At 62.2% G+C, this 12263-nt stretch carries 12 protein-coding genes; 11 read left to right on the forward strand and 1 reads right to left on the reverse strand.

Annotation, left to right across the window (positions count from 1 at the left end):
- The first annotated feature begins 68 nt into the window (after positions 1–68).
- The 8 genes from pyk (at position 69) to KJQ12_RS16575 (ending at position 8765) form a co-directional block, all read left to right on the forward strand.
- Positions 69–1823, forward strand: coding sequence for a pyruvate kinase (pyk, locus tag KJQ12_RS16540; RefSeq protein ID WP_213486123.1), 1755 nt, complete (start codon positions 69–71; stop codon positions 1821–1823).
- Between the two features lie 124 nt (positions 1824–1947).
- Positions 1948–2421, forward strand: a complete 474-nt coding sequence (locus KJQ12_RS16545; protein ID WP_213486125.1) for an acyl-CoA thioesterase — start codon at positions 1948–1950, stop codon at positions 2419–2421.
- A 244-nt stretch (positions 2422–2665) separates the two neighbouring features.
- Positions 2666–3778 carry a citrate synthase gene (gene citZ, locus KJQ12_RS16550; RefSeq protein ID WP_213486127.1) on the forward strand — a complete coding sequence of 371 codons (1113 nt, stop codon included), beginning with the start codon at positions 2666–2668 and terminating at the stop codon, positions 3776–3778.
- A 99-nt stretch (positions 3779–3877) separates the two neighbouring features.
- Positions 3878–5176, forward strand: a complete 1299-nt coding sequence (gene icd / locus KJQ12_RS16555) for an NADP-dependent isocitrate dehydrogenase (protein ID WP_213486129.1) — start codon at positions 3878–3880, stop codon at positions 5174–5176.
- A gap of 31 nt (positions 5177–5207) precedes the next feature.
- Positions 5208–6149 carry a malate dehydrogenase gene (gene mdh / locus KJQ12_RS16560; protein WP_213486136.1) on the forward strand — a complete coding sequence of 314 codons (942 nt, stop codon included), beginning with the start codon at positions 5208–5210 and terminating at the stop codon, positions 6147–6149.
- A 130-nt stretch (positions 6150–6279) separates the two neighbouring features.
- Positions 6280–6702, forward strand: a complete 423-nt coding sequence (locus KJQ12_RS16565; protein WP_015255448.1) for a hypothetical protein — start codon at positions 6280–6282, stop codon at positions 6700–6702.
- Between the two features lie 45 nt (positions 6703–6747).
- A complete protein-coding gene (locus KJQ12_RS16570; protein ID WP_213486138.1) occupies positions 6748–7704 on the forward strand; it encodes a sugar kinase in 957 nt (318 codons plus the stop codon).
- 74 nt (positions 7705–7778) lie between these two features.
- Positions 7779–8765, forward strand: a complete 987-nt coding sequence (locus KJQ12_RS16575; protein WP_213486140.1) for an MBL fold metallo-hydrolase — start codon at positions 7779–7781, stop codon at positions 8763–8765.
- Between the two features lie 51 nt (positions 8766–8816).
- Here the strand turns inward: KJQ12_RS16575 and KJQ12_RS16580 are convergent, their stop codons facing one another.
- On the reverse strand, positions 8817–9350 hold the full coding sequence (locus KJQ12_RS16580; RefSeq protein WP_213486148.1) for a phosphatidylglycerophosphatase A family protein: 534 nt from the start codon (positions 9348–9350) through the stop codon (positions 8817–8819).
- Positions 9351–9512: 162 nt separating this feature from the next.
- Here KJQ12_RS16580 and KJQ12_RS16585 point away from each other — a divergent pair, with 162 nt between their 5' ends.
- From KJQ12_RS16585 to KJQ12_RS16595, 3 genes are all read left to right on the forward strand, one after another.
- Positions 9513–10550: a GerMN domain-containing protein gene (locus tag KJQ12_RS16585; RefSeq protein WP_244860658.1), complete on the forward strand. Its 1038-nt coding sequence runs from the start codon at positions 9513–9515 to the stop codon at positions 10548–10550.
- Between the two features lie 225 nt (positions 10551–10775).
- Positions 10776–11522, forward strand: a complete 747-nt coding sequence (gene rph, locus KJQ12_RS16590; protein ID WP_213486151.1) for a ribonuclease PH — start codon at positions 10776–10778, stop codon at positions 11520–11522.
- A complete protein-coding gene (locus tag KJQ12_RS16595) occupies positions 11519–12166 on the forward strand; it encodes a non-canonical purine NTP pyrophosphatase (RefSeq protein WP_213486153.1) in 648 nt (215 codons plus the stop codon). The genes rph and KJQ12_RS16595 overlap by 4 nt, the downstream gene beginning before the upstream one ends.
- Positions 12167–12263: the final 97 nt, after the last annotated feature.

Here is a 12263-nt window from a genome sequence, read left to right on the forward strand (position 1 = left end):
TCGGAGCGAACCGTTTTGCTTGCGTGAACATTCCAAGGTTTGACCTGAATTAACGGAGGAAACCGCACATGCGCAAAACGAAGATCGTATGCACCATCGGTCCCGCAAGCGAATCGCTCGAGAACACGAAGAAACTGATCCAGGCGGGCATGAACGTCGCGAGGCTGAACTTCTCCCACGGCGATTTCGAGGAACACGGCAACCGGATCAAGAACATCCGCCAGGCTTGCCGTGAACTGGGCAAGACCGTCGCCATCCTGCTCGACACCAAGGGTCCGGAGATCCGCCTCGGCAATCTGGCCGAAGAGCCGATCGAGCTCGTGGCGGGCGAATTCGTGACGCTGACGACGGAGAATATCCTCGGCGACCGGCACCGCATCCCGGTGACGTACAGCGACCTTCCCCGGGACGTGAAGGCCGGGGATACCATTCTGCTCGATGACGGCCTGATCGGCCTCAAGGTCGTTGAGATCCAGGGCACCGAGATCAAGTGCGAGATTCAGAACAGCGGCCCGATCAAGAGCAAGAAGGGCGTCAACGTTCCGGGCGTTGCCATTTCGCTGCCTGGCATCACGGAGAAAGACGCCAACGACATTCTTTTCGGGATCGAGCAGGGCATTGACTTCATTGCGGCATCGTTCGTGCGGAGAGCAAGCGACGTGCTGGAAATCCGTGAACTGCTGGAACGGCACAATGCGTCGCATATTCAGATCATTGCCAAGATTGAAAACCGCCAGGGCGTCGACAATCTGGACGAAATCCTGGAAGTGGCGGACGGCCTGATGGTGGCGCGCGGCGACCTCGGCGTCGAAATTCCGGTCGAAGAAGTGCCGCTCGTGCAGAAAATGATGATCGAGAAATGCAACCGCGCCGGCAAACCGGTCATCACGGCGACGCAGATGCTCGATTCGATGCAGCGCAACCCGCGGCCGACCCGCGCGGAAGCGAGCGACGTCGCGAACGCCATCTTCGACGGCACCGACGCGATCATGCTGTCGGGCGAGACGGCGGCCGGCAAATATCCGGTTGAATCGGTCATGACGATGGCGCGCATCGCGGAACGGGCGGAAGCTGCGCTTGAATATCGGGAGATTTTCCTCCGCCAGGCGAGCGCCCAGCAGACGACCGTGACGGAAGCGATCAGCCAGGCGGTCGCGAACTCCGCGCTCGATCTGGATGCGGATGCGATCATCACTTCGACGGAGAGCGGCTATACGGCGCGGATGGTGTCGAAATATCGTCCGAAGGCGCCGATTATCGCCGTCACGCCGGTCGAGCACGTCATGCGCAGCCTGCAGCTTGTCTGGGGCGTCATTCCGGTGCTCGGCAAGCCGGCGAAGACGACGGACGAAATGTTCGACATCGCCGTGAACGGCGCCGTCGAATCCGGTCTCGTCAAGCTCGGCGACACGGTCGTCATCACGGCCGGCGTACCGGTCGGACGTTCCGGATCGACGAACCTCATCAAGATTCATACGGTCGGCGATCTCGTCGCCAAGGGCCAGGGGATCGGCAGCCAGTCCGCGACCGGCAAGGTCGTCGTCGCGAACACGCCGGAAGAAGCGATCGCCAAGGCGAAGGAAGGCATGATTCTCGTTACGCCTTCGACGAACCGCGAATACATGCCGGCCATCGAGAAAGCGGCGGCGCTGATCACGGAGCAGGGCGGCATTACGAGCCACGCGGCCGTCGTCGGCCTGAACCTCGGCATCCCGGTCGTGCTCGGCGTGTCCGATGCGACGAAACGGATGTCGGACGGGATGGAAGTGACGGTCTACGCCGAGATCGGCGTCATCTATACGGGACAGGCGCGCGTGCTGTAAGCGCGCCGTCCGCCGGAAGCTCACCGAGTCGGGAGCGGCGGACCGCCGAGCGGTCCGGCCGCTCCCGTGTCTGCGTGCGCCGGCGATTCGGTTCGCAGGCGAGTTTCAACGGGGGAGGCGTGACATGGCTTCGCACTGGCACCTGTTCCCGCTGCGTGTCCGCTATCAGGAGACGGACCGGATGGACGTCGTGTTCTACGCGAATTACGTGACATGGTTCGAGATCGGGCGGACCGAATTCATCCGGCACGCGGGATGGCCGTATCGAAAGGTGGAAGACGCGGGACTGCTGCTGCCGGTCGTCGATCTGAACGTCCGGTACGAGCAGCCGGCCCGGTATGACGACCGCATCGTCATCTGCACCCGGCTGCGGGAAGTGTCGCCGCTCAGGCTGAACTTCGACTCGCAGGTCCGGCTGATCGGGGAGGATGAACAGCCGCCGGCGACGGCGGATGCGGACGGGCAGCTGCCCGGCAGGCTGCTCGCGGCAGGCGGAACCGGCCACGTCTGGCTGAATCGGGACTGGAAGCCGACGCGGCTCGACAGGGCCGCCCCGGAACTGTACGCGCTGCTCAGGCGGCTGGCCGGCGGCGGATGAAAAGCGGGAAGAAGTCGCACAATATACCGGCATATGCCGATGGTTGGTCCGAGGGCAAAAACTTCTTTTATGACGGCGATAAAGCATTTTTATTTCCAACAAACATTACATGAATGTTCACATGCCCGTCAAAAAAAGTTATGATATTCTGGTACGTTACTCGGCTGAAGTGCTTCCGTATGCCCGCAGGCGGCAATATGGGGCAAAATATTTCCCCGGAAATTGCGGAAAAGGAGAGAGAGACATGACAGCAACGAAAGGTCTTGAAGGCATCGTCGCGACGACTTCGGAGATCAGTTCGATCATCGACGGCGTATTGACCTACCGCGGGATCAACATCGACGAGCTGGCGGAACATGCCACCTTCGAAGAGACCATCTATCTGCTCTGGCACGGCAAACTTCCGAACAGGGCCGAGCTGAAGAGTCTGATGGATGAGCTCGCCGCCAACGCGGCGCTGCCCGATGAACTGCTCACGCAGCTGAGGACTTACCCGCCCGGAGCGAACTCGATGGCTGCGCTTCGTTCGGCTGTCTCCGCATTGGCATTGTACGATGAAGAGGCGAACGATATGTCGCCGGAAGCCAACCTGCGCAAGGCGGTGAAGCTGCAGGCGAAGCTGCCGACGATTGTGGCCGCATTCGCGCGGATCCGCGAAGGCAAGGAACCGATCCAGCCGAAATCCGGTGTATCCATCGCGCACAACTTCCTGTACATGCTGACGGGCAAGGATCCGGATGAAGTCGCCGTCAAGGCGTTGGACAAAGCGCTCGTGCTGCACGCGGATCACGAGTTGAACGCTTCGACGTTTGCGGCGCGTGTCACGGTGGCGACGCTTTCGGACATCTATTCGGGTGTCACGAGCGCGATCGGCGCGCTCAAGGGGCCGCTGCACGGCGGAGCCAACGAAGCGGTCATGATCATGCTCGACGAGATCGGTTCGATCGAGAATGTCGAGTCCTACATCATGAACAAGCTGGCCAACAAGGAGAAAATTATGGGCTTCGGCCACCGCGTCTACAAGAACGGCGACCCCCGCGCGAAGCATCTGCAGAAGATGTCCCGCGAGCTGGGCGAACGTTCGGGCAACCTGAAGCTGTACGAAATGTCCGTCAAGATCGAAGAACTCGTGACCGGACAGAAAGGGTTGAAGCCGAACGTCGACTTCTATTCGGCATCGGTCTATACGACGCTGGGCATTCCGCGAGATCTGTTCACGCCGCTCTTCGCCATCAGCCGCGTGTCGGGCTGGACGGCGCACATCCTCGAACAGTACAGCGACAACCGGCTGATCCGTCCGCGGGCGGAATATACCGGCCCGGCGAATGTCCGCTACGTGCCGATCGACCAGCGCTGAGGCGATCGTCCGGACGGGACGAGCTAGGTCCGTTCGGGAAATGAAGTTGTCATGCAGCAAACTTGACTGTTTGATTCAGGTAAAGGAGGAACCATCATCATGCTGCAACTTGAGAAATTTGCACCGCCGACGGAAGGCGAGAAAATCACGATTAAAGACGGCAAGCTGCAGGTGCCGAACAACCCGATCGTGCCGTTCATCGAAGGCGACGGCACGGGCCGCGACATCTGGCGCGCATCGAAGCGCGTGCTGGACGCGGCAGTAGAGAAAGCCTACAAGGGCGAGAAGAAAATTGCGTGGTACGAAGTATTTGCCGGCGAGAAAGCGTATAATACATACGGCGAATGGCTGCCGAACGATACGCTGACCGCAATCCGCGAATATATCGTGGCCATCAAGGGTCCGCTGACGACACCGGTAGGCGGCGGCATCCGCTCCCTGAACGTCGCGCTGCGGCAGGAGCTGGACCTGTACGTCTGCCTCCGTCCGGTCCGCTATTTCCAAGGCGTTCCGTCGCCGGTGAAGCGTCCGGATCTCGTCAACATGGTCATTTTCCGCGAGAACACGGAAGACATCTACGCCGGCATCGAATATCAGGAAGGCACGCCCGAAGTGAAGAAAGTGATCGAGTTCCTGCAGAAGGAAATGGGCGTGAAAAAGATCCGCTTCCCCGAGACGAGCGGCATCGGCATCAAGCCGGTATCGTCCGAAGGTTCGAAGCGGCTCGTGCGCGCGGCCATCGAATATGCGATCCGGCATAACCGCAAATCGGTGACCCTCGTGCACAAGGGCAACATCATGAAGTTCACGGAAGGCGCGTTCAAGAACTGGGGCTACGAAGTCGCGGAGCAGGAGTTCCCGGACAAGACGTTCACCTGGGGCCAATACGACCGGATCAAGGAAGCCGAAGGCGTCGAAGCGGCGAACAAAGCGCAGGCCGAGGCGGAAGCCGCCGGCAAGATCATCATCAAGGACGCCATCGCCGACATCGCGCTGCAGCAAGTGCTGACGCGTCCGGCGGAGTTCGACGTCATCGCGACGCTGAACCTGAACGGCGACTACCTGTCCGACGCGCTGGCTGCCCAGGTCGGCGGCATCGGCATCGCGCCGGGCGCGAACATCAACTACGTTACGGGTCACGCGATCTTCGAAGCGACCCACGGCACGGCGCCGAAATACGCCGACAAGGACGTCGTCAACCCGGGTTCCGTCATCCTGTCCGGCGTCATGATGCTCGAGCATCTCGGCTGGCAGGAAGCGGCTGACCTGATCTACAAAGGGATGGAGACGGCCATCAACAACAAGACGGTCACGTACGACTTCGCCCGCCTCATGGAAGGCGCGAAGGAAGTCAAATGTTCGGAGTTCGCCGACGAGGTTATCAAACATATGGCTTGATGCCGTTTGAAACGGAGGTTGGCGTGGGAACGTGTCCATCAAGAGGAAGAAGATTACGGTAATCGGCGCAGGTTTCACAGGCTCGACGACGGCGCTCATGCTCGCGCAGAAGGAGCTGGGCGACGTCGTGCTGCTCGACATTCCGCAACTGGAGAATCCGACGAAGGGCAAGGCATTGGACATGCTCGAGGCGACGCCGGTGCTGGGTGTCGACAGCCGAATCACGGGCACTTCCGATTACAAGGACGCGTCAGACTCCGATATTGTCATCATTACGGCCGGCGTGGCGCGCAAGCCGGGCATGAGCCGCGACGATCTCGTCACGACCAACGCGGGCATCGTCCACTCGGTGTGCGAGCAGGTGCGGCAGACTTGCCCGGATGCGTACGTCATCGTCCTCAGCAATCCGGTCGACGCGATGACCTGGGTCGCCTGGCGGACGCTCGGATTTCCGAAGAACCGCGTCATCGGCCAATCCGGCGTGCTTGACACGGCGCGCTTCTGCACGTTCATCGCCCGGGAGCTGAACGTCTCGGTCGAGGACGTGCGCGGATTCGTGCTCGGCGGCCACGGCGACGACATGGTGCCGCTCGTCCGGTACTCGAACGTCGGCGGCATTCCGATCGAGAAGCTGCTGCCGAAGGAACGGATCGAGGCGATCGTGCAGCGCACCCGCGTCGGCGGCGGAGAGATCGTGGGTCTGCTCGGCAGCGGCAGCGCCTACTATGCGCCGGCCGCGTCGCTCGTGCAGATGGCGGAAGCGATTCTGAAAGACAAGAAGCGCATTTTGCCGGTCATCGCGCTGCTTGAAGGCGAGTACGGCTATGACAATCTGTTCATGGGAGTTCCGGTCATTCTGGGCGGCGGCGGCATCGAGCGGGTGCTCGAGCTGGAACTGACGCCGGAGGAGAAGGCGGCGCTCGACAAATCCGCCGAATCCGTCCGCAGCGTCATCCGCATCGCAGCCGGCTGAATGGCCATTTCCGGAGCCCGCTGCAAGACCCTGACAGGCGTTCAGGGTCTTGCGCGTTTCAGCGGGCTGCGGCTTTGTGTCGGCGGACAAGTTCGGCTATACTGGGAGTAGTTCAGATAGGAGGTGCCGAATGGGTCAGTTTTTCTATTTCCTGCATGCGATCGGAGCTGTCGGGATGGGCATCTATCTGGTGCTTCCGTTCCTGGTCGGCCGCATTACGCAGCTCAGCAGCGAAGGGCAGGCCGGTTTTGCCGACGGGGTGCTGATCGCAAACCGGGTGGCGCAATTCTGTCTCGTTCTGCAGTTGCTGACCGGCGGATACATGATGACGCTGGCCGATTACTCCGTGCTTTGGTCCACGCTGACGCTGGTGCTGTTCCTGGGCATCGGGGCGCTCGGCGGCATCATGACGAAGCCTTTGAAAGCGATTGTAGCTGCCGCGAAGTCCGGCGAGAGCGCGGCAGGCGCCATTTCGCGCGTCCGCTTGTTCAGCATCTTGCTGCTCGTGCTGTATGTGGCCATCATCTTCGTCATGCAGTATTCGAATATTTGATTGCGGTTCATTCTACGACTTCATGGAGAAGGGATTGTTTGCGTTATGGCGGCACAATCACCGGACCTGATCACGTTCGGGGAATCGATGGCGCTGTGCATGGCGCCGGATTACAAAGGGCTTGACCAGGCCGCTTCGCTGGAGCTGACGTTCGGCGGCGCGGAGAGCAATCTGGCCATCGGAGCCGCGCGGCTCGGCGTTTCCAGCGGCTGGTTCGGCGCGCTCGGCGACGATCCGTTCGGACTCAAGATTCTGAAGGCGATCCGCGGCGAAGGCGTTGACGTCTCCCGCGCGCGGCTCGTGCCGGGCGAACAGACCGGCGTCATGTTTCGGGACAATCCCGGCGGCAAATTGTCGGTTTACTACTACCGGAAACTTTCCGCGGCCAGCCGGATGAAGCCGTCCGACCTGGATGCGGATTATATCCGCGGCAGCAAAATCCTGCATGTGACCGGCATTACGTGCGCGATCAGTGAAAGCGCTCGCGACACGGTACGGGAAGCTGTCCGGATCGCGAAGGAAGCCGGAGTCAAAGTATCCTTCGACCCGAATCTCAGACTCAAGCTGTGGACGATTGAAGAAGCGAGGGAAGTGCTGCTTCCGATCGCGGAACAGGCGGACTATTTCCTTCCCGGCTACGACGAGCTGCAGCTGCTCTATGATACGACGGACGAGGAAGCGATCTTCGCCCGGCTTTCGGAACTGTCCGCCGTCTCGGTCGTGAAAGGTGTCGGAGAGACGACGGTCATCGTCGAAGGCGGGAAACGCACCGCCGTGCCGTTCTACAAGGCGGAGAAAGTCGTCGATACCGTCGGGGCCGGCGACGGATTCTGCGCGGGGCTGCTCGCAGGGCTGCTGAAAGGCCGCCCGATCGTCGAGGCGGTCCGGATCGCCAGCATCTGCGGCTCCCTCGTCGTGCAGGGACGCGGCGACTGGGAAGCCACGCCGGACTGGAACACGGTGGAACGGCTCATGGAAGATCGGAAGCGGATCGAACGATAAAGGACGGCAACACACGTCCCGCGGCGCTTGATGCGGCCGCGGGACATTTTTGCGCCGCGAAGGAGATGGGCAGGATGACGCGTGAGGGAGAAGAACGGCTGGACGGCGGCTGGCTCCGGGTCAAGGTGCCGCTGCCGTTTGCGCTTCGATATGTTAACAGCTATCTGATTCCGGACGATGACGGCTGGACGCTGGTCGATCCGGGGCTGCGGACGCCGGATGCCGAAGGGCTGTGGCTGGATGTGTTGAGGCGATGCGGGATTCATGCGGCCGATATCCGGGCGATCGTGCTGACGCACCAACATCCCGACCATATCGGGCTGGCCGGCTGGTTTCAGGAGCGGTCGGGAGCGCCGGTGTACATGTCCGAACGGGCCTATGCGTACGCGATGCGGCTGTGGGGACCCGGCAGGACATTCACGGCAGAGCTTCAGGCGCTGTACAGGGAGAACGGATTGCCGCGCGGGATGGAAGAAGCCCTCGCGGAGCATCTGGAAAGCTTCGTCGCCATGGTGTCTCCTTTGCCGGAGCCGGTGTTTATCCAGGGAGGCGGGACCATCGGGATCGGCGGACAGGTATGGGAAATTCTCGACACGCCCGGCCATGCGGACGGCCATCTCTGCTTCTGGCAGCGCGAGAGCCGGATCATGCTGTGCGGCGACCAGGTGCTGCCCGGCATTACGCCGAACATCAGTCTTGTGCCGGGCGCGGAGCCCGGCGTGCTGGCGAGGTACCTGCACAGTCTCGCGGAGCTGGAGACGTTCGAGACCATTCTCGCGTACCCCGGTCACCGCGATCCGTTCCGCTGCATGCGAGATCGGATCGGCGAGATACGGGCGCACCACGTCCGCCGGCTTGCGGCCATGGAGGAGATGTTGGCTGAGCCGCTCACCGGCTATGAAGTCTGCATGCGCCTGTTCGGCGAGCGGGTGCAGGGCAGCCTGCACAATCTGCGCTTTGCCATGTCCGAGACGCTGGCGCATCTCGAACATCTCGCCGGGGAAGGGCGTGCGGCCTCCGCGCGGGGCGCCGACGGCATCCTCCGCTGGCGGTTCTGCTGAGCGGCCGCCAACGGATCGATGGCATCTGCGTGCCGGTCCGGCCTGCCGGCATCAGTCAGACGGCAGGCCGTTTTCTTTCTCTTCCTGCTTGCGGTGCGCCATCCGGCTCGCCGCGGACGAGGCGATCGCGCCGACGATGTCATCGAGGAATGTATGGATTTCTCCGTCGGTTTTGTCGTTCAGTTTATTAAGGATGCCCGGTTTCTGCTTGTCGATGTAGCCGAAGTTCGTAAATCCGATGCTTCCGTAGACATTCACGATGGACAAGGCCAAAACCTCGTCGATGCCGTACAGCGCTTCGTCGTGTCTCACCATATCCTGAAGCGGCGGCAGCAGCTTGCCTTCCTCCGCCAGCATGTCCAGCTGGATGCCGGTCAGCACGGCGTTCTGCACCTCGCGCTTGGACAGCACCGCAACAACGTGATGTTCGCATTCTTCCAGCGTCAGATCGGGATAATAGGGCGATTGCAGGTAGTGGACGAGTTCCGCGATGGCTTTCGTCGTCACGCCGCGTTTCTCCAGCCACTCCAATGTCGCGCGCTGAACTTCTTTGCTGTTCAGCACGTAGGGTTTCGGTTCCGGCATATGTCTGCACTCCCATTCGATGGATTCAGTTCTATTGCTGGACAAGACTCGTATACATACTACTACAAAAATTCTGAATCCCACAAATTATTGAATGGTGCACGGGAGGCGCGAGAGCAGATGAATCGGTTCCATTCCTTGCGCAGGAGCGCAGCCGCCGGCTTGCTGGCCTTACCGCTCATCTTGTCCGGCTGCAGCCTGTTCGGCGAGCCGGCAAGCCGGCAGATTGACCCGCCGCAGAACGTCGAACCGGATGACCTTGACGCGGTTCAGCCGCAGAACGGACAACCGTCCCCGGATTCGGCGTCCGCGGACGAAACGGCGGAAACGGTGACGCCGCTGACCGTCTATGTGAAGGACAGGAGCGGGTATCTGGCGCCGGTGACGGTGAACGCGGCGGCAAGCAATGCCGAAGAAGCCGGCATCCGGGCGCTGGAGCGGATGATCGAGGGCAGCGAGGCCGGGGCGTTGCCGGAAGGATTCCGTGGGGTGCTTCCGGCCGGCACGCGGATCGAGAAGCTGACGATCGATCGGGAGCAGCGGGTGGCGATCGTCGACTTCGCCGGTTCGTTCACCGATTACAATCCGCAGGATGAGCGGCGCATCCTGGAAGCGGTGACGTGGACGCTGACCGGACTTGAGGACGTTGAAGGCGTCCTGCTGCGCCACGATGGGGAGGAACTCGGCGAAATGCCGGTCGACGGCTACCCGCTGGACGGACCGCTCACGCGGGCAATGGGCATCAATCTCGAAGTGGCACCGGGAGCCTCCTACGGCAATTCGATGCCGGTGACCGTCTTTTTCTCGTCGATCTCCGATGTAGGCGATCCGTACTTCGTTCCGGTCACCCGGCTGGTGGAACGCGAAGAAGACCAGGCTGTCGCCGCGCTTCGCGAATTGATCGCGGGCCCGGCGCGGGGCACGGAGCTGAGCGGCGTCATGACGGAAGATGTCGAGCCTGCGTCGGTCACGGTGGACGGCGATACGGCGGTGGTGGATCTGAAGGATGACACCTACGAAGAGGGCCAGCCGCTTCCGTCCGAAATGTTGGAGGCGGTCGTATTGTCCGTCAGTGAAAATACGGGTGCCGAGAAGGTGCAGATCCGGGTGAACGGTTCGTCGAACGTCGTCGATACGGACAATCGTTCTTACGCCGAGCCGGTCAGTCGTCCCGAGCACGTCAACGCGCTGAAAACGTAAATGGCCAACAGGCCGGCTGCCGCAAGACGCATCCCGCTTGCCTGATATCACGGGCCGGGCTGGGAGCGTCGCCGGGGAAGCCGGCATTTTTTTGATCGTATAGGCGAGATTCCGATCCGGGAATCAGCAGACAAACGGCTCGAAAGCCCGTTCCGGATGCTTTTCCCCGATAACTTTGGTACAATATACCCGTTATGCGGAAGAATATCATCGGGAGGCAGCCGAATGCGCAACGACAACCGGGCGGATGACCAGCTCCGCCCTCTTGTAATGCAACTCAATCCGAATCCGTACGCCGAAGGATCGGTCTGGATCGAGATGGGGAACACGAAGGTGATCTGCACCGCCACCGTCGAGGACAAGGTGCCGCCCTTCATGAAAGGGCAGGGGCGCGGCTGGGTGACGGCCGAATATTCCATGCTGCCGCGGGCGACGCAGGTGCGCAACCAGCGCGAGGCGGCGCGGGGCAAGCTGAGCGGCCGGACGATGGAAATCCAGCGGCTGATCGGCCGGGCGCTCCGGTCGGTCGTCGATCTGGAAGCGCTCGGCGAGCGGACGATTACGCTCGATTGCGACGTCATCCTGGCCGACGGCGGCACGCGCACGACGTCGATCACCGGCGCGTTCGTCGCGCTGGCGCTCGCCGTCGACAAGCTGAACGCGCAGCAGCCGTTCGAGAAGTACCCGATCACCGACTTCCTCGCTTCGGTCAGCGTCGGCGTCGTGGACGGACAACCGCTGCTCGATCTGAATTACGAAGAAGATTCGAACGCGAAGGTCGACATGAACGTGGTCATGACCGGCTCCGGCCAGTTCGTCGAGCTGCAGGGCACGGGAGAAGAGCGGCCGTTCAGCCGCGAAGAGCTGTACCGGCTGCTTGAACTCGCCGAGGGCGGCATCCGGCAGCTGATCGAGCGGCAGCGCGAACTGCTCGGCGAGAAGGGCGCGCGGATCGGAGCGGGATCGGCATGAGCCGGGACTTAAGCGTCATCGTCATCGCCACGAAGAACGAAGGGAAGGCACGCGAGTTCGCGCACGCCCTCGCGCCGCTGGGGCTCGCCGTGCGGACGCTCTCCGGCGACGATCGGGTGCCCGCGATCGTCGAAGACGGCGAGACGTTCGCCGACAATGCGCGCAAGAAGGCGCGCACCGCGGGCGAGGCGCTCGGCGTGCCGGTGCTCGCCGACGACTCCGGCCTCGAGACGGAGGCGCTGGGCGGAGAGCCGGGCGTCTTCTCCGCCCGCTATGCCGGCGAAGGCGCCGGCGATGCCGCCAACAACGCGAAGCTGCTGCGCGAGCTGGCGGAGCGGGCGGCGGACGTGCCACAGCCGTCCGGCCTGCCCGAGGGTGTGCGCGCGCTCAGCCGGGCGCGCTTCGTCTGCGCGCTGGCGCTCTACGATCCGGAGACCGGCGCGTTCGCGGAGGCGGACGGCATGGTGGACGGCTGGATCATCGACAGACCGCTCGGCAGCGGCGGGTTCGGCTACGACCCGCTGTTCTGGGTGCCGGCATTCGGCCGGACGATGGCCCAGCTGACGACGGAAGAGAAGCAGTCGATCAGCCATCGCGGCCGCGCGCTGGCTAAGCTTGCGGATCTGCTGCGGAAAACGCGTTGAACAACGGAGAAGGCCGGCGGTTCGGACCGCCGGCCTTCTTGCTGTACGGCGTGCCCAGAAAGCACGTATCTTCTAGCCGGTGAAAGTCCGGCCACGG

The organism is Thermobacillus xylanilyticus, from assembly GCF_907165215.1.
In the GTDB taxonomy this organism is placed as follows: Bacteria; Bacillota; Bacilli; order Paenibacillales; family Paenibacillaceae; genus Thermobacillus; species Thermobacillus xylanilyticus.